This window comes from Aestuariimicrobium sp. Y1814 (assembly GCF_050113895.1).
Classification (GTDB): Bacteria; Actinomycetota; Actinomycetes; order Propionibacteriales; family Propionibacteriaceae; genus Aestuariimicrobium.
The window spans coordinates 218,107-234,068 of record NZ_JBNJRW010000001.1 but is presented as its reverse complement, the minus strand read 5'-3'; the positions used below and the strand labels follow the sequence as shown (position 1 = coordinate 234,068).

Sequence of the window (15,962 nt, the reverse complement as noted above, 5' to 3'; positions counted from 1 at the left end):
GCGGGCGGCATCCAGGTCGGATGTCGCGAGGGTCAGGAAGTGGAGTCTGGTGTCCATCGGGCCATCACAACACATGGGCCCACTGGAATCGATATATACTGTCCTGCACGATCCGTATACATAGTCTGGGGGAGTCATGAGCAAGACCCTGATTGATCTTGATGACGGGACAGTTGCCCGCGCCATGGAACTGTCCGGCCTGCCCACCAAGAAGGCTGTCGTCTCGGAGGCGCTGGAGGCCTACGTGCGCCGTTTGGAGCTGATGCGATACGAAGAGTTTCTGGCAAGCGGTGCCCTGGATGATCTCGGCGACCCCGAAGTCACCAAGCAGGCGCAGCGCTGATGCGCACGTTCCTCGTCGACAACTCGGTCATTCAGCGACTGCGTCATCCGACGGTCCGCGAAGCTTGGGACCACCTGTTGCTCGAGGGGGAGATCGCCACGTGCCTGCCTACAGCCCTTGAGGCCGGATACTCTGCGCGCAATCGCGAGGACCATGCCCGATTGCTGGCATTCGAACGGAGGGCGAAGATCGTGCTGCTTCCCGCGCCAGAGATGTTTGATCTCTGCCTTCAACTGCAGGAGGCCCTGTTCGCCGTCGGACGCGGCCGAGCTGTCGGTGTGAGCGATCTCCAGATCGCCGCCACCGCGCTGCATCACAGCACGGCCGCCGCACCAATCACCATCGTTCACTACGACTCAGACTATGACCACCTGGCGCAGGTATGGCCAGCGCTGGACGCACGGTGGATTGTGCCTCGGGGGATCGTGGACTGACCCGCTCAACACCACTCTCTGACATAATGTGGCTTATCGGACAATTTCAGCAGCGATCAACCGGGCGTGCTGCGCCAGGGTGTCCGGTTCTGCCGGACGACCTGGCTCGAACGGCAGTTCCAGCCGGTCCTGGCGGTTCACCTTGTCGTGATACCGCGGAATCACGTGCAGATGGAAATGGAGCACGGTCTGCCAGGCCGCAGTTCCGCTGCAGTTCAACAGATTGACACCGTCGGCCTCGAGCCCGTCGATCGCCGCCTTGGCGACCCGCTGGGCCGCCAGCGTCGTGGCGACCAGGTCGTCGGCGGGAATCTCCAGCAGGTCGGCGCTGTGCCGCTTCGGGATGACCAGCAGGTGGCCCTCGGCCCCTGGATCAATGTCCATGAAGGCCAGCGTCGTCTCGTCCTCGGCGACCTTCACCGATGGGATCGTCCCGGCCACAATCGAACAGAACACGCAATCGCTCATGCCCGCAGGTCCTTCAAGGCCGCTGCGTACTTCTCGAGTTGGCCCAGCATGGTGGTCGGGCCGATGCGCTGCGGTCGGGTGCTGCAGATGACAACGCCGATGACGGGTTCACTCATGAACCCAGTGAATCACCCGATCTGCCAGCTCCGCTTGGACAGCCCGTACCAGAAGCCATCGATCACCGAGTTGTTGTCGATGCCACCCGAGGCATCGGCCGCACCCAGGGCCACGTAGAGCGGTGCCCAGTGCTCGGTGCGCGGGTGGGCGATGTTCGCCGCCGGCGCCAACTGCTCGTAGTTCAGGATCGCGTCGACGTCTCCGCGGGCCATCGCCTCGGTGGCCCACTGGTCGAACTCGGACGATGCGGTGGGCGGGGCCACGTCGGGGCCCGTCCGGGGGTTGAACCAGCTCATGTTGTGGGTGGTGAACCCGGAGCCGATGATCATGGTGCCCTCGTCTCGCAGCGGCGCGAGCTTGCGGCCCAGCTCGAACAGGGTCAACGGGTCGAGGGTGTTCATCGACATCTGCAGCACCGGCACGTCAGCGTCCGGGAACAACTCCACCAGCGGCACGTAGGCGCCGTGGTCGAGGCCACGGGTCTCGTCGTGGTGGATGGGGTTGTCGGTGGTGGCGGCCAGCTGGTTGACCTTGCGGGCCAGCTCCGGCGCCAACGGCGCGTCGTAGGTCACGTCGTAGTACCGCTCCGGGAAGCCCCAGAAGTCGTAGACCAGCGGCACCTTGTGCTGGTAGGCGCTGACCGTGGTCGGGTCCTGCTCCCAGTGGGCCGAGACCATGAGGATGTTCTTCGGACGCGGCAGGTCGGCCGCCCAGGCGTGCAACTGGTCGGTCCACGTCTTGTCATCGGCAAGCGGGGGCGCACCGTGGCTCAGGAAGAGGACGGGCGGGCGGGTCTGGGTCTCGTTCATGATGCACCCATGTTAGTTGAACACTCAACCAAACACAAGGGACTAGTCGAGAACCTCCGTGTTCGAGATGAACTGCGGTCGCTCACCTCGCAGGAACGCCGCGATGTCACGGGCCCCCAGGTCCGCGCAGAACTCCGCGGCGATCTTGGACGCGCCACCCAGGTGCGGTGTCATCGTGAGGTTCGGGGCACCGTGCAATCGGGAATCGTCAGCCAGCGGCTCGGTCGGCAGGCAGTCGAGGGCAGCACCCCACAGGTGCCCGTTCTCCAACTCATCGGCCAGGGCGTCGGCGTCCAGCAGCGGCCCCCGGGCACAGTTGACGACCACGGCATTGTCCGGCAGCAACTGCAGTTGCTCCTTGCCGATGATGCCGACCGTCTCGGGGGTCACCCGCGCATGGATCGTGAGGATGTTCGCCTGTCGACACAGCTCGGACAGGTCTTCGACCTTGCGGCAGCCCTCCTCGAGCCGTTCAGCGGGGGTGTAGGGGTCGTAAACGGCCACGTCGGCGCCCATGGCAACCATCACGTGGGCCACCCGCGACCCCACCGCGCCGTAGCCGACCATGCCGACCACACTCCCCCGCACCTCCGGCGGCACCTTCTCGTACTCATACAGGTCGCCGCGCCAGACCCGGTCCTTGAGTTCCTTGTCCCGGTCGGCCACCTGGCGCACCGCGGCCAGGATCATGGCCACGGTGTGCTCGGCGGTGGCGGTGGCGTTGCGGCCAGGGGCGTAGCTGACCAGCACCCCCTTGGGCGTGGCGGCCTCGACGTTGCAGTTCACCGGGCCGCCACGGGTCACCGTCACCATCCTCAACCCGGCAACGCTGTCGATCACCCGCGAGGTGATCGGGTGGGTGTGGGTGAAGATCACGTCGCAGCCCTGGGCGGCGGCGATCAGCTCGTCCACATCGCCCAGCGCCTCCTGCACGTCGTCGACGTCGCCGAACGCTTCGGCCGGCCAGCCGTTGCGCAGTTCGACGACCTCGACCTCGGGGGCGTGGCGCGCCAGCGCCTCGCGCAGAATGCGTGGCTGGACGAAGCCGTCGCCTGCCACCAGGGCCCGAACCATGTCTTCTCCTGTGGGGTGTTCCTACTCGGCGTTCTGGAAAGCGGCCAGCGCATGCATCTGCGCCTGCGTGGCCGGGTACAGGTCACGGTAGACCTGGTACAGCTCGCTGTACTTCTCGTGGGCCTCCTGGTTCGGCTCAACGACCCGCTCGACCTCGTTCCAGGTGGTCTCGACGTCGACGAGACCGGCACCGATGGCAGCCAGCAGCGCATCACCGTAGCTCGCGCCGATGGTGACCTTGGGGATCTCCTGGGAGATGCCGATCACATCGCTCATGATCTGCGGCCACAGCCCACCGGTGGTGCCACCACCGACAGCCACGTAGCGCGACGCCTGGCCACCGGACTCCTTGACCGTCTGCAGCAGGTGCCGCGAACCGTAACCGGTCGACTCGAGCACCGCCCGGTAGATGTCACCGCGGGTGTGGGTCAGGTTGAGCCCGGCCAGGATGCCGCGGGCGTCCGGGTCGGCGATAGGTGAGCGTTCGCCGGAGAAGTACGGCAGCAGCACCAGCCCATGCGCACCCGCCGGGGACTTGCCTGCCTCTTCGGTCAAGGTGGCGTAGTCAGAGCCGACGACCTCGCCCAGCCAGGTGGTCAGCGAACCGGTGGTGCTCATGCCGCCGGACAGGTTGTAGGTGTCCTTGAGCAGCCCGGAGCAGCTCCACAGGTCGGGGCCGATCATGGGCTTGTTGCTGATCTCGACCGCGACCATGGTCGAGCCGTACATCAGCATCACCTCGCCGGGGAACTTCACCCCGACCGAGAAGGCCTCGACGAAGGCGTCGGTGGACCCCATCACCACCGGGGTGCCGGGCGCCAGTCCGGTCACGCGGGAGGCGGCGTCGGTGACGGTGCCGACCACTTCGTTGGCCCAGGCCAGTTCGGGGAACTCGAGGTCGCCGCAGATGTCGCGACGCCAGTCATCGACCCAGTCGGTCGTGAAGGGCGAGTACACCGGTTCGCACATCGAGGCCGAGAGGTGGTCGATCACGTAGGCGCCGGTCAGGTTGTAGATGCAGTAGGAGTGGGCCATGAACCACTTGCGGGTGCGTTCCCAGATCTCGGGTTCGTTGCGGCGCACCCACAGCATCTTGGGGCCGACCGACTGGGTTGTCATGTTGTTGCCGCAGACTTCCAGCACCTTGTCGGCGCCGTACTTCTCGGTCAGCTCGACGATCTCCTTGGACGAGCGGGTGTCCACGCCGTACAGGATGCCGGGGCGCAGCGGCCGACCGCCCTCGGTGGTCGGCAGGAAGTCGGGACCGATGCCCGAGATCGCCACACCGGCCACGTTGCCGACGGCCCGCGCGGTCAGCTCGCGCAGGATCTGCGCCACGTCCTGCCACCAGACCGTGTCGGCGTCGTGCTCGGCGAACCCGGGGCGCGGGAAGGAGGTGTCGTGCTTGCGGGTCGAGGTGTGCACCACCTCGCCGTCGGCGGTGGCGAGCACCCCCTTCGTGGAGCCGGTGCCGATGTCAATGCCGATGACGTATTCGTCCATGTTCGTGGTTCCTCTCAGGCGACTTCAGTGTGCCGTCGGGGGCGGCGCCGGCGGCCCTCGTCGGCCACCGGTCAGCGTCACGCCCGGAGCCTCATCATGTCACTCCAGATGGTGCTGGCAACAGATTCTGTGAGAATTTGCCCCAAAAATCACAAGCCAGCGGGCAGCGCGAGGTGCTACCGTCGACGGCATGTGGAACTGAACCTCGTCCCTGCCCCATCGCGCTCACGAGGTACGTCCATGTCCACCACCCACTCCCCCAGCCTGGCCCCGGGCGCACACCTGGGTGTGCGCGGGCTCAGCAAGTCCTACCCCGACCGTCGCGTGTTGACCGACGTGTCCTTCACCGTGTCCCAGGCCGAACGGATCGCCGTGATCGGCGAGAACGGGTCGGGCAAGTCGACACTGCTGCGGCTGGTCGCGGGCGCCGAGCCCGCCGACGCCGGCGAAGTGTCGGCCCCCGGGCGGGTCGGCCTGCTGTGGCAACGTCGTCCGTTCGCCGAAGACGCCACCCTCGCCGAGGTGTGTGACGCGGCGTTGTCCGCGCCGCGCGCCATCCTGCGCGAGTTCGAACTGGCCACCGAGGCGTTGGCCCGCGACCACGAGGACGCCACCGCGGAACAGCGCTACGCCGACGCCCTGGCCCGGGCCAACCACGCCGAGGTGTGGACCCTGGGTCATCGCGCAGAGCTGGTCCTCGACGGTGTGGGCCTCGGTGCAGTCCCCCGGGCCCAGCGGGTCGGGGACCTGTCCGGTGGCCAACAGGCCCGGCTGGCACTGGCCTGGCTGCTGCTGTCACGGCCCGACACCCTGCTGCTGGACGAGCCGACCAACCACCTCGACGACGCCGCGATCAACTACCTCGTCGAGGTGCTGCGGCAGTGGCCCGGGCCGGTGCTGCTCGCCAGCCATGACCGGGCCTTCCTGGACGAGGTTGCCACCGGCATCATCGACCTCGACCCGGCACCACGACCGAACGCCCTGGTGGCCCGGGTCATCGACGAGGGCCCGACCAGCGCCATCGGCGTCACCGCCTGGACCGGCGGGTTCAGTGACTACCTGCGGGCACGTCAGGATGAGTACGAACGCTGGCAGCGCCGCTACGAGGCCGAGCAGGACGAACTCGACCAGCTCGAGCGCCGAGTCTCCAGCAGCCACCAGGTCGGTCACGTGGGTGCCGCCCCGCGCACCGAGGCCCGCGGCGCAAAGAAGTTCTATGCCGATCGAAACGCCACCGTCGTCTCACGCCGGGTCACCGACGCCCGCGCTCGCCTGCAGGAACTGCGCGACCTGCAGGTGCGCAAACCCCCCGCCCGGCTCAGCTTCGCCGGGTTGACCGCGGCCCCCCGAGTTCCCCACGTCGTCCCCTCGGTGGTGGCAGTGCTGAGCCGGGCCGGCGTGGAGGGCCGGCTGGTACCCACCTCACTGGCGGTGGGGCGCAGCCAGAAGTGGCTGGTGACCGGCGCCAACGGCAGCGGCAAGTCCACCCTGCTCAGCCTGCTGGACGCCTCCCTTGCGCCCACCAGCGGCAGCGTCACCGTGCCCCGACAGGTCACCGTCGCGCGGCTGGGCCAGGACATCGACCCCGCCCCCGACCTGGGCGTCGGCGCCGCCTACCGGCAGGCGGTGGGCGCCGAACGGGCCGAACTGGTGCCCCTGGGCACCTTCGGGCTGGTGCACCCCCGCGACTTCTCCCGTAGCGTGGGCGACCTGAGTGTCGGTCAGCAGCGCAGGCTGGCGCTGTCGATCGTGCTGGCTGACCCACCCGACCTGCTGCTGCTCGACGAGCCGACCAACCACTTCTCGCTGGCACTGGCCGCCGAACTCGAAAGCGACCTGGCCGACTACCCGGGCGCGGTGGTGGTCGCCAGCCATGACCGGTGGCTGCGCCGCCGGTGGACCGGGGAACGGCTGCACCTCGGCGGGTGAAACCGCCTGCCGGCTGCCTCAGGGGGTGTCGTCACCGGTCGGGTCATCGGTGGTCGCCGGCGGTGCCGCGGTGGTCGCGGGCGGGGTCGCACTGGGGGTGACCGGCGCCGATGTCTGGGTGGGCGGCGGGGTCGACGCCGGGGGCGGGGTCGACGCTGGTGGGGTGGATGCCGGGGGTGGGGTTGACTCCGCGGGGGTGGACGCCGGCGGGGTTGACCCGGGCGGGGTGGATTCGGGCTGGCTCGACGGCGGCGGGGACGACTGGGGCGGGGACGACACCGGCGGGCTCGACGGCGGCGGCGATGAGACCGGCGGGCTGGTGAGGCACGTCGTCGGTGTCGGTGAGGCCGATGGTCCCTGGCTCAGCGGCGGGGAGGCACTCGGGCAGGTCGTCGGCGTCGTCGAGGGGCTCGGCGAGGGCGACGGACTGGGTGAGGGCGACGGGGAGGGGCTGGGGCTGGTCGAGGGGCCGGGGACCACCACGACCTGCCGCATCTGCGAGATGTCGACGATGACAGCCTTGCCGTTCAGCCAGGGCAGGGGGTCGGTGAAGTTGGCGTCGGCGATCACCTCGAAGTGCAGGTGGCACCCGGTGGAATAGCCGGTGCTGCCGACCAGGCCGACACCATCGCCGGTCTGCACCTTCTGGCCCGGGCGCACGCCGATCGCCGAGAGGTGGTTGTAGGTGGTGCGCACGTGGTGACCACCCAGGTTGCCGTGGTCGATCACGACCTGGACACCGTTGCCGCCGGCCCACCCGGCCGAGACGACCGTGCCGGGGGCGGAGGCGCCGACCGGGACGCCGCAGCCGACCCCGAAGTCGGTGCCGGTGTGCAGCTTGTAGATGCCCAGGATCGGGTGCAGGCGCATGCCGAAGTTCGACGTGATCGGCCCCTGCACCGGCATGGACAGCAGCAGGCCGCGGGGCAGGGTGACCTTCTTGACCACGGCCACGACGATCTCGCCGGGCTTGGTCAGCACTGCGGTGTCCTCACCGGGGGCCTGCTCCCCCGGCCCCGGGGTGTGGGTGGTGTCGGGGTGCCCACCGGGAATCTGGTCCTGGTCCTCGCCGAACACCGAGCCGACCTCTTCCTCGGTCTCGAGTTCACCGGTGTCGCTGCGGAAGGGCAGGTCACGGGTCGTCTGGACGGGGCGGGTGACGATGGGCCGCGATTCGGCGGGAACGGCCTCGGTGACGGTGCGCACCGCCATGGTTGAACAGACCAGGCCGAGGGTCAGCGCCCCGGCGGAAATCGTCGTGGCGACAGCGACGCGAATCGCTTCCAAAGTCGCCATGCCATTTCCCCCACCCGGTTGCCCATCGTGGACCATTCTGCCCCTCCCGGGGGCCACTGGCTATAGCGATGTTCTGATTGCCTGCTGAGGATCATCAGGCCCAGTTCAGCCAATGACGCTGGGGGCTCCCGACTCGTCGAATCCCACGGTCACTGCGCCGTCGGGCAACCGCATCTGCAGGGCACCGAAACCCTCGGTCCACTGGTAGGCAAGCCCCCGGGCCTGGGCGTACCCCTGGACGGCGCGGCGTCCGTCACTGACCAGTCCCGTGCCGGCCGAGTTCTCCAGCAGCGCACCGACCCCGGCCACCGTGGGCATCGGGGGCACGAAGTTGGCCGGGTCCAGCAACAGGACGACCTGGGCACCGGCGCCCGGCACCAGGTGCGCGGTGGGCATGCCGGTGATCCGGCAGCCGGTCGCCGCCAACGCGATGGCGTGCATCGCCGGGTTCTGCCCCTCGGGCAGGGCGTGGCTCGGCTCGGCGAAGGTGCTGATGCCCTGGCCCTGCCCGAAGTCACGCACCCGCGACGACATCACCGAGATGGGCTTGTCGGCGTACTCGTCCAGCGACCAGGCCCACTGTGCAACGGCGGGCTCGGCCCGCACGATGGCGGCCACGTGCATGGTGACGACCACCTCGGGACGCTTCACCAACCGCGGCAGGAACGTGATCTGGCGACGGTCGAGGTCGACCTTCACCTGCTCACTGCCGCCGTCGATCTCGCGATTGATGAAATCACCGAAGGCCTGGTGGTTTTCCAGGAACAACAGGATCGAGTCGTCCAGCACATTTTCAAAGGTCAGGCTCACAGCTCACACCCTACTTGCGTCACGCCGTGGGCACGTCGCGCTCGAGTTCGGCCAGCCAGGCCGCCGACGAGGCGTCCGAGGGCATCCGCCAGTCACCGCGCGGGCTCAGCGCGCCACCGGCAAGCACCTTCGGCCCGTTCGGGATCGCAGAGCGCTTGAACTGGTTGCTGAAGAAGCGTCGGTGGAAGACCTCCAGCCAGTGCCTGATCGTGGCCAGGTCGTACTCGGTGCGTTCCTCCTCGGGGTAGCCGGCCGGCCACTCCCCCAGCTCGGCGTCGTGCCAGGCGTGCCAGGCCAGGAAGGCGACCCGGCCGGGGCCGGCGCCCAGTCGCAGCAGCTGGTAGAGCGTGAAGTCGTGCAGGGCGTAGGGGCCGATGGAGTCCTCGGTCGACTGCGGCTTCTCACCCTCACGGGTCGGGATCAGCTCAGGGGTGATCTCGGTGCCCAGGATCGACAGCAGCACCTCGTTGGCCTCGTCGGAGAAGATCTGCTCGCTGACCACCCACCGGATCAGGTGCTGCATCATCGTCTTCGGCACCCCGGAGTTGACCGTGTAGTGGCTCATGTGGTCGCCCACCCCGTAGGTGCACCAGCCCAGCGCCAGCTCGGACAGGTCACCGGTGCCCACCACGATGCCCTGGCGCTGGTTGGCGATCCGGAACAGGTAGTCGTAGCGCAGGCCGGCCTGCACGTTCTCGAAGGTCACGTCGTAGACCTCTTCGCCGCGGCCGAACGGGTGCCCCATGTCAGCCAGCATCTGGCGTGCGGCCGGGCGAATGTCGAGTTCCTCGAAGCTCACCCCGAGCGCCTCTGACAGCTTCTGGGCGTTCGACTTGGTGTGCTCAGTGGTGGCGAAGCCGGGCATGGTGATGGCCAGCACCTCGCTGCGGTCCCGCCCCAGCCGGTCCATGACGCGGGCGCACACGATTAGCGCGTGGGTCGAGTCGAGGCCCCCGGAGACCCCGATCACCGGGCGCGGGCCACCGGGACGATCCCCACCGATGGCACGCAGCCGCTGCTCGAGGCCGGCCACCTGGATGCTGTAGGCCTCGTAGCAGTCCAGGGCCAGTCGCGACGGGTCGTCGGGCACGAAGGGGAACCGGTCGACGTGGCGGCGCAGGCCGATGTCGTCCAGCGGTGCCGCCAACCTGAACCGCACCCGACGGAACCGACCCACCCGTTCGGCGTGGGTGCGCCGGTTGTCGTCGAAGCTGCCCTGGCGCAACCGTTCGGCGGCGAGCCGGCGGGTGTCGATGTCGGCCACCGTGGCCACCGGGTGCTGCGCGAACCGGTCCGATTCGCCGAGCAGGTCACCGAGTTCGTAGATGAAGGTCTGCCCGTCCCAGGACAGGTCAGTGGTCGACTCACCGGCGCCGCCGGCGGCGTACAGGTAGGCGGCCGCACACCGGGCCGAGGTCGAGCGGGCCAGCAGTTTGCGGTCCTCGGCGCGCCCGATGGTGATCGGTGAGGCCGACAGGTTCACCAGCACCGTGGCGCCGGCCAGGGCCAACTCGGCGGCGGGGGTGACCGGCACCCACATGTCCTCGCAGATCTCCACGCCCAGCACGAAGTCGGGGTTGTCCTCGGCCTCGAACAGCAGGTCGCTGCCAAAGGGGACCTCCTGATCACCGAGCCGCACAACCTGCCCGGTCACGTCGTCGCCGGGGGCGAACCACCGGCGTTCGTAGAACTCACGGTAGTTCGGCAGGAACGACTTCGGCACCACGCCCAGCACGGTGCCGCGGTGGATCACCACCGCGCAGTTGTAGACCCGGTTGCGCCAGCGCAGCGGGGCCCCGACCACCACCACGGGCAGCCGGTCGGTGGTGGCTGCCCTGATCTGGTCGATCGCGACCAGGGTCGCGTCCAGCAGGGGGCCGGCCAGCAGCAGGTCATCGATCGAATAGCCGGTCAGCGACAGTTCGGGGAACAGCACCAGGCCCACGGACTGGTCGTCGAGGGACTCCAGCGTGGCGATGACCTGGGCGGCGTTCGCCTCGGGTTGCGCCAGCGCGATCGGCAGGGACGAGGCTGCGGCACGGACGAAGCCGTGGTGGTAGGCAGAGCGGAAGTGGGCCGTCATGGGCTTCATCGTAGGGTCCGGCACCCTCAGATGATGATCACCAACGCGATGATCACGATGATGGCGACGATCGCCCCCACCGCGACCAGCAGCCCGGCGGTGTTGATGGCCTCACCGCGGTCGAAACGGACGAGGTCACACTGCTCCCGGTGGACGAGCACGGCCACGTCATAGGGCGGCACCCGGGCCGCCAGCGCGGCGGGCGCGGCGATCCAGCTGTGGTGTTCGTGGTCGTTCTGGCAGTGGTGGCGCACCTTGACCTCGATCACGGCATCGGGCTCCTGGTCGGGGGTGGCGGGGTCGGGGCGCAGGTCCTCCACGTGGGCGGAGCGCCGCAGCCATTCACTGTTCGCCATGGGGGTACCTCCTGCGCAGGGTGTGGGCGATGGTCTCGGCCAGGGCGACGTCGGCGGGCAGCCAGGCGAGCCCGCCGAGGTCGTCGGCGCCGACCCAGGTGAGCTGGTCGTGGTCGGCCCCCGAATGGGTCGGCGTGTCGCTGGTGGTGCACCAGTAGGCACGCATTTCGAGTTGCTGGTTGATCGGCCAGCGGCCCGCGTCAGGTCCCGACAGTTCCTCCCCGACGGACGAGCTGATGCCGAGTTCCTCGGCCAGTTCCCGGACGAGTGCCTGGCGTGGCTCCTCCCCGGGGCGGGCCTTGCCGCCGGGGAACTCCCACCGCCCGGCCAGGGCGTCCGGGTAGGTGCGGCGGGCGGCGAGCACCCGGCCTCGTCCGTCGTCGACCACACCGGCCACCACCAGCACTTTGCCCTCAGCCATGAACGACCTCCGAGGCGAGCAGTCGTCGGCTGATCGCGGCCACCTCGTCGGCATCCAGCGAGAGCGTCATCGCCGCGGCGGAATCGACGGCCGAGGCAGGGCGGGTCGCCCCGGGAATGACAATCACGTGCTCGCCCAGCGCCAGTTCCCAGGCCAGGGTGACCTGCTGCGGGGTGACGCCGTGGCGGCGGGCGGTCTCGGCGATCACCTCGAACCGTTCGCCGAGGGACTTGGCGTAGTTGCCCTGCCCCAGCGGTGAGTAGGCCACGAACGCGATGCCATGCTCGCCGCAGAAGCGCAGTTCGTCCAGGGACGTCTGGTTGAACCGGGGCGAGAACTCGTTCTGCACCGCGGCCAACCCGCCCTCACCGAGCACCTCGACAGCGATGGCGATCTCTTCGACGTTGGCGTTGGACACCCCGAGGGAGGTGACCAGACCTTCGTCCTGCAAGCGTTGCAGGGCCTCGACCTGGGCGGCGAAGGTGCGGGTGCGGTCGGGCCGGTGCAGGCAGAACAGGTCGAGCGAGTCGACCTTCAGGTTCACCAGGGCCTTCTCGACGCGCTCCCGCAGGTACTCGTACGACCCGTCGCGTCCCCACGACTCCCCCGGGCCACGACGGATGCCGCCCTTGGTGGCGACCACCACCCGGCCACGGTCCCCGGGCCAGCTCTGCAGGGCAGTGGCGATCAACGCCTCGTTGTGGCCCATGGTGTCCCAGCTCGGGGCGTAGATGTCGGCTGTGTCGAGCAGGGTGATGCCGGCATCGAGGGCCGCGTGGATCGTCTCGACCGCCCGGTCATGGTCAATCGGCCCGCCGTCGCGCAGGGACAGCGGCATCGCCCCCAGCCCGACTGCCGAAACTGTGGTGGTACCGAACCTGCGCTGTGACGTCATGGGGGTGAGTCTAGGGAACGTGGGAAAGACGACGATGGTCTGATGCCTTCGGCCCGGGCGTGGCGCACAATGGATGCATGAGCATCGTGCAGCGACACCCCGGACTGCGTTGGCTGGTGCCGATCGTGGCCTTGGCATTGGTCTTCACCATCCCGGCGGTCAGCCAACGGATGGCTTCGGCCGACCCGGGGCTGCCCCCGCGCACCGCCGAGCAGCTGTTGACCGACCTGGCCGAGGCCAAGCCCGTCCCGCTGTCGGGCACGGTGCAGCAGAACATGAACCTGGGCCTCCCGACGCTGCCTCAGGTGGGCCCGACCGAGGACGACACGTCCACCCTCGGCCTGCTCACGGGCAACCACACCTGGCGCATCTGGACCAATGCCGCCGACTCGGCCCGGGTCGCCAAGGTGAACGGTTCGGAGGAACTGACCCTGGTGCACAACCCGACCGAGACCTGGCTGTGGAACAGCTCCACCCGTGAGGCGGCCCGCAAGACCCACGACCCAGCCGACGCCAAGGGCAAGCCCGACCAGACCCCCACCGTGCCCAGCCCGTCCGAACTGGCACAGCAGGTCCTGGCCGAGCTCGACCCGACCACCGAGGTCACCAGCGACACGGCCACCACCGTCGCCGGCCGCGCCGCCTACCAGCTGGTGCTGACCCCGAAGCAGGCTGACACCACCATCGCCCACGTGCGGTTGGCCATCGATGCGCAGTACAAGCTGCCACTGCGCCTGGTCATCACGGCCAAGGGTGTCACCACACCGGCGGTGCAGGTGGGCTTCACCTCGATCAGCTTTGAGGCCCCGTCAGCCGAAGTGTTCACCTTCACGCCGCCGGCGGACTCGACGGTCTACGACCCCGACAACCCGCCCACGGACGAACCCGGCGAGGAACCCGGTGAAGTTCCCGGCGAGGAGCCCGGTGCGGTGCCCAACCCCGAGGACATCACCCGTGAGGTCGTAGGCACCGGCTGGACCCAGGTGCTGCTGATGACCGGCCTCGGCGACCTGACCGCCTCCGATGACCCGGCCGTCACCGAGCTGCTCGGCCAGTACCCGGTCATCTCCGGCGACTGGGGCCGTGGACGACTGGTGCGCACCACCCTGGTCAACGCGGTGGTCACCGATGACGGACGCGTGGCGGTCGGCGCGGTCACCCCGGAGCTGCTGTACGCAGCCCTCAGGTGAGTGACCTGGCGGTCAGCAGTTCAGGACTGACCAAACGATTCGGTCGCCAGACCGCTGTTGACGGCATCGACCTGGCCGTGCCCACCGGCGCGGTCTACGGTTTCCTCGGCCCGAACGGCTCGGGCAAGACGACCACGATCCGCATGCTGCTGGGGCTGATCGCCCCCACCGAGGGCAGTGCCACGCTGCTCGGGCACCCGGTGCCCGGCCAGGTCCAGGCCGCCCTGCCACGGGTCGGGGCGATGATCGAAGGCCCGGCCATGCACGGCCACCTCAGCGGTCGCTCGAACCTGCACCGGCTCGATTCGGCCGACCGCACCGCCAACCCGGCCACCCGCCGCCAACGCATCGGTGAGGCGCTGGAGCGGGTCGGCCTGTCGGCGGCCGCCGGGAAGAAGTTCAAGGCCTACTCGATGGGCATGAGGCAGCGGCTCGGCATCGCCGCCGCCCTGATGCAGCCCCATGACCTGCTGGTGCTCGACGAACCCACCAACGGGCTCGACCCGCAGGGCACTCGCGAGGTGCGCCACCTGGTCTCGTCCCTGGCCCACGACGGCACCACCGTGCTGGTCAGCAGCCACCTGCTGCACGAGGTCGAGCAGATGTGCACCCACATCGGGGTGATGAGCCATGGCCGGCTGGTCGCCCAGGACTCCCTGGAGGGGCTGAAGACCGACGCGACCGGGCAGGTGCTGCTGGTCACTGCCGACCCCGAGGCCGCCCACCAGGTGTTCACCAGCGCCGGGTTGACCGGCATCCAGGTCGACGGCCACGAGGTGCGCGCCGACGCCACCGGGGTCGTCCCCGAGAAGCTGGTCGCCGAACTCGTCGAGGCAGGGGTGCGGGTGCGTTCGTTCACCACAACCGGGCACCGCCTGGAGGACGTGTTCGTGAACCTCACCGGGGAGGGCTTCGATGTCGACTGAGGCGGACGTCGCGTCCCCGAAGACCTACCCGCTCGCCACCTGGCGGCTACTCTGGTCGGAACTGGCTTTGATGCTGGGCAAGTGGCGCAACCGGATCGGGATGCTGGTGCTGGCCCTGGTGCCGATCATGATCACCGTCGGCATGTACCAGCAGGGCTACATGGACGTCATCGGTGGGCTGACCAACGGGCTGGCGGTGCCGCTGCTGGCGCTGATCGCCGAGTCGGCCATGTTCCTGCCGCTGGCGCTGGCGATGCTGTCGGGTGACTCGATCGCCGGTGAGGCGAGCCAGGGCACCCTGCGCTACCTGCTGAGCGTGCCGGTCGGACGAACACGACTGCTGCTGGTCAAGTTCGCCTCGTTGATGATCGGGGCGATGATCGGCGTGCTCATCGTGCTGGTCGTCGGCGGGGTGCTCGGCGTCGTCTTCTTCGGGGCCGGTCCCAGCGCCACCCTGTCCGGCGGCCAGATCAGTTTCAGCGAGACCCTCGCACGCCTGCTGCTGGCCGGGGCCTACACCTGCCTGATGCTGTGGGCGGTGGCCGCCATCGGATTGTTCTTCTCAACGCTGGTCGACCACCCGATGGCCGTCACCGTCGGGGTGATGGTGGTCGTCGTGCTGATGTGGATCTGCCTGTCGGTGCCGCAGTTGGACTGGCTGCACCCGTGGCTGCTGACCAACAAGATGCAGGCCTTCACCGACGTGATGCGCGCACCGATCTACGTCGACGAGATGCGCACCGGGGCGCTGGTGGCACTGGGCTACATCGCGGTGTTCGGCTCGGCGGCCTGGGCCCGGTTCACCAGCCGGGACATCACGAGCTGACCCGCACCAACCGGGAGGTCAGGTGCGGGGTGCTCGGCACCCCCACGGCGGCCATCGCCAACTCGAGGGTCAACACGTCACCCTCGACGCGGAACACGCGGCTGATCTGTTGCACCGGTTTGGCTGCCGGGGTGCTCACCACCTCAGCCCGGGTGGTCAGCACCAAAGCGTGCTCATCGGTGGCAACGGTGCCGGTGCCGAGCTCGGTGTGGCCGGTGGGCAGCGCGGCCACGATCTCGACGGTGCCGTCGGCCAGGCCGCGCAGGTAACCCGACTCGGTGTGCATCGGCGCACCGGTCGGCGACTTCGTCCGCTGGACGAAGCCGATGAAGGGCTTGCCCGAGTGGCTGAATACCCACTCGTCGGTGTAGTCGAAATCGGTGATGGTGGGGTATGAGCCGTGGCCGTTGCCACGCCAGGTGCCGAGCAGGGCGGCCAGCCCGGCCACGTTCTCGTGCAGGTCCATGCTCACACCCCACCGA

The 15,962-nt window shown here is 68.8% G+C and carries 17 protein-coding genes; 6 read left to right on the top strand and 11 right to left on the bottom strand.

Translation table 11 applies throughout. The features are described 5' to 3' along the window. Positions 1-136: 136 nt before the first annotated feature. On the top strand, positions 137-343 hold the full coding sequence (locus tag ACQE3C_RS01130) for a type II toxin-antitoxin system VapB family antitoxin (RefSeq protein ID WP_434537355.1): 207 nt from the start codon (positions 137-139) through the stop codon (positions 341-343). Next, complete coding sequence (locus tag ACQE3C_RS01125) at positions 343-777, top strand: PIN domain-containing protein (protein ID WP_434537354.1); 435 nt, start codon at positions 343-345, stop codon at positions 775-777. The genes ACQE3C_RS01130 and ACQE3C_RS01125 overlap by 1 nt, the downstream gene beginning before the upstream one ends. A gap of 33 nt (positions 778-810) precedes the next feature. Here ACQE3C_RS01125 and ACQE3C_RS01120 read toward each other — a convergent pair whose 3' ends face one another. The 4 genes from ACQE3C_RS01120 to ACQE3C_RS01105 all read right to left on the bottom strand — a co-directional run bounded on the left by ACQE3C_RS01120 (position 811) and on the right by ACQE3C_RS01105 (position 4,748). Then, complete coding sequence (locus tag ACQE3C_RS01120) at positions 811-1,245, bottom strand: HIT family protein (RefSeq protein WP_434537353.1); 435 nt, start codon at positions 1,243-1,245, stop codon at positions 811-813. Between the two features lie 128 nt (positions 1,246-1,373). Continuing rightward, a complete protein-coding gene (locus ACQE3C_RS01115) occupies positions 1,374-2,171 on the bottom strand; it encodes a dioxygenase family protein (protein ID WP_434537352.1) in 798 nt (265 codons plus the stop codon). Positions 2,172-2,213: 42 nt separating this feature from the next. After that, a complete protein-coding gene (locus ACQE3C_RS01110; RefSeq protein ID WP_434537351.1) occupies positions 2,214-3,245 on the bottom strand; it encodes an NAD(P)-dependent oxidoreductase in 1,032 nt (343 codons plus the stop codon). A gap of 21 nt (positions 3,246-3,266) precedes the next feature. Beyond that, the gene (locus ACQE3C_RS01105) at positions 3,267-4,748 is read right to left on the bottom strand and encodes an FGGY-family carbohydrate kinase (RefSeq protein WP_434537350.1); all 1,482 of its coding nucleotides are present in this window, start codon (positions 4,746-4,748) and stop codon (positions 3,267-3,269) included. Positions 4,749-4,988: 240 nt separating this feature from the next. On the opposite strand from ACQE3C_RS01105, the gene ACQE3C_RS01100 reads away from it, so the two are divergent. After that, positions 4,989-6,677: an ATP-binding cassette domain-containing protein gene (locus ACQE3C_RS01100; RefSeq protein ID WP_434537349.1), complete on the top strand. Its 1,689-nt coding sequence runs from the start codon at positions 4,989-4,991 to the stop codon at positions 6,675-6,677. Positions 6,678-6,695: 18 nt separating this feature from the next. Here ACQE3C_RS01100 and ACQE3C_RS01095 read toward each other — a convergent pair whose 3' ends face one another. The 6 genes from ACQE3C_RS01095 to ACQE3C_RS01070 all read right to left on the bottom strand — a co-directional run bounded on the left by ACQE3C_RS01095 (position 6,696) and on the right by ACQE3C_RS01070 (position 12,538). After that, positions 6,696-7,973, bottom strand: a complete 1,278-nt coding sequence (locus tag ACQE3C_RS01095; RefSeq protein ID WP_434537348.1) for a M23 family metallopeptidase — start codon at positions 7,971-7,973, stop codon at positions 6,696-6,698. A gap of 105 nt (positions 7,974-8,078) precedes the next feature. Then, positions 8,079-8,783 carry a DUF6882 domain-containing protein gene (locus ACQE3C_RS01090; protein ID WP_434537347.1) on the bottom strand — a complete coding sequence of 235 codons (705 nt, stop codon included), beginning with the start codon at positions 8,781-8,783 and terminating at the stop codon, positions 8,079-8,081. Positions 8,784-8,802: 19 nt separating this feature from the next. Next, positions 8,803-10,866 carry an NAD(+) synthase gene (locus ACQE3C_RS01085; protein WP_434537346.1) on the bottom strand — a complete coding sequence of 688 codons (2,064 nt, stop codon included), beginning with the start codon at positions 10,864-10,866 and terminating at the stop codon, positions 8,803-8,805. A gap of 26 nt (positions 10,867-10,892) precedes the next feature. Beyond that, positions 10,893-11,222 carry a hypothetical protein gene (locus ACQE3C_RS01080; RefSeq protein WP_434537345.1) on the bottom strand — a complete coding sequence of 110 codons (330 nt, stop codon included), beginning with the start codon at positions 11,220-11,222 and terminating at the stop codon, positions 10,893-10,895. Further along, the gene (locus ACQE3C_RS01075; protein ID WP_434537344.1) at positions 11,209-11,643 is read right to left on the bottom strand and encodes a (deoxy)nucleoside triphosphate pyrophosphohydrolase; all 435 of its coding nucleotides are present in this window, start codon (positions 11,641-11,643) and stop codon (positions 11,209-11,211) included. The genes ACQE3C_RS01080 and ACQE3C_RS01075 overlap by 14 nt, the downstream gene beginning before the upstream one ends. Continuing rightward, complete coding sequence (locus ACQE3C_RS01070) at positions 11,636-12,538, bottom strand: aldo/keto reductase (RefSeq protein ID WP_434537343.1); 903 nt, start codon at positions 12,536-12,538, stop codon at positions 11,636-11,638. Before ACQE3C_RS01070 ends, ACQE3C_RS01075 begins: the two co-directional genes overlap by 8 nt. A gap of 77 nt (positions 12,539-12,615) precedes the next feature. Here ACQE3C_RS01070 and ACQE3C_RS01065 point away from each other — a divergent pair, with 77 nt between their 5' ends. Genes ACQE3C_RS01065 through ACQE3C_RS01055 form a run of 3 tightly spaced genes read left to right on the top strand, consistent with a single transcriptional unit; the run spans position 12,616 to position 15,480 of the window. Next, positions 12,616-13,728, top strand: a complete 1,113-nt coding sequence (locus ACQE3C_RS01065) for a LolA family protein (RefSeq protein ID WP_434537342.1) — start codon at positions 12,616-12,618, stop codon at positions 13,726-13,728. Then, on the top strand, positions 13,725-14,654 hold the full coding sequence (locus tag ACQE3C_RS01060) for an ABC transporter ATP-binding protein (RefSeq protein ID WP_434537341.1): 930 nt from the start codon (positions 13,725-13,727) through the stop codon (positions 14,652-14,654). Before ACQE3C_RS01065 ends, ACQE3C_RS01060 begins: the two co-directional genes overlap by 4 nt. Then, complete coding sequence (locus tag ACQE3C_RS01055; RefSeq protein ID WP_434537340.1) at positions 14,644-15,480, top strand: ABC transporter permease; 837 nt, start codon at positions 14,644-14,646, stop codon at positions 15,478-15,480. Before ACQE3C_RS01060 ends, ACQE3C_RS01055 begins: the two co-directional genes overlap by 11 nt. Here ACQE3C_RS01055 and ACQE3C_RS01050 read toward each other — a convergent pair. After that, the gene (locus ACQE3C_RS01050) at positions 15,470-15,946 is read right to left on the bottom strand and encodes an FABP family protein (RefSeq protein ID WP_434537339.1); all 477 of its coding nucleotides are present in this window, start codon (positions 15,944-15,946) and stop codon (positions 15,470-15,472) included. The two genes, ACQE3C_RS01055 and ACQE3C_RS01050, sit on opposite strands and share 11 nt — an antisense overlap. Positions 15,947-15,962 lie beyond the last annotated feature (16 nt).

What these genes read in the sequence shown, in the direction of transcription:
- ACQE3C_RS01105 (WP_434537350.1), bottom strand. Translation starts at nt 4,748, where the DNA reads ATGGACGAATACGTCATCGGCATTGACATCGGCACCGGCTCCACGAAG.
- ACQE3C_RS01055 (WP_434537340.1), top strand. Translation starts at nt 14,644, where the DNA reads ATGTCGACTGAGGCGGACGTCGCGTCCCCGAAGACCTACCCGCTCGCC.
- ACQE3C_RS01095 (WP_434537348.1), bottom strand. Translation starts at nt 7,973, where the DNA reads ATGGCGACTTTGGAAGCGATTCGCGTCGCTGTCGCCACGACGATTTCC.
- ACQE3C_RS01125 (WP_434537354.1), top strand. Translation starts at nt 343, where the DNA reads ATGCGCACGTTCCTCGTCGACAACTCGGTCATTCAGCGACTGCGTCAT.
- ACQE3C_RS01050 (WP_434537339.1), bottom strand. Translation starts at nt 15,946, where the DNA reads ATGGACCTGCACGAGAACGTGGCCGGGCTGGCCGCCCTGCTCGGCACC.
- ACQE3C_RS01085 (WP_434537346.1), bottom strand. Translation starts at nt 10,866, where the DNA reads ATGACGGCCCACTTCCGCTCTGCCTACCACCACGGCTTCGTCCGTGCC.
- ACQE3C_RS01115 (WP_434537352.1), bottom strand. Translation starts at nt 2,171, where the DNA reads ATGAACGAGACCCAGACCCGCCCGCCCGTCCTCTTCCTGAGCCACGGT.
- ACQE3C_RS01100 (WP_434537349.1), top strand. Translation starts at nt 4,989, where the DNA reads ATGTCCACCACCCACTCCCCCAGCCTGGCCCCGGGCGCACACCTGGGT.
- ACQE3C_RS01070 (WP_434537343.1), bottom strand. Translation starts at nt 12,538, where the DNA reads ATGACGTCACAGCGCAGGTTCGGTACCACCACAGTTTCGGCAGTCGGG.
- ACQE3C_RS01080 (WP_434537345.1), bottom strand. Translation starts at nt 11,222, where the DNA reads ATGGCGAACAGTGAATGGCTGCGGCGCTCCGCCCACGTGGAGGACCTG.
- ACQE3C_RS01075 (WP_434537344.1), bottom strand. Translation starts at nt 11,643, where the DNA reads ATGGCTGAGGGCAAAGTGCTGGTGGTGGCCGGTGTGGTCGACGACGGA.
- ACQE3C_RS01065 (WP_434537342.1), top strand. Translation starts at nt 12,616, where the DNA reads ATGAGCATCGTGCAGCGACACCCCGGACTGCGTTGGCTGGTGCCGATC.
- ACQE3C_RS01120 (WP_434537353.1), bottom strand. Translation starts at nt 1,245, where the DNA reads ATGAGCGATTGCGTGTTCTGTTCGATTGTGGCCGGGACGATCCCATCG.
- ACQE3C_RS01130 (WP_434537355.1), top strand. Translation starts at nt 137, where the DNA reads ATGAGCAAGACCCTGATTGATCTTGATGACGGGACAGTTGCCCGCGCC.
- ACQE3C_RS01110 (WP_434537351.1), bottom strand. Translation starts at nt 3,245, where the DNA reads ATGGTTCGGGCCCTGGTGGCAGGCGACGGCTTCGTCCAGCCACGCATT.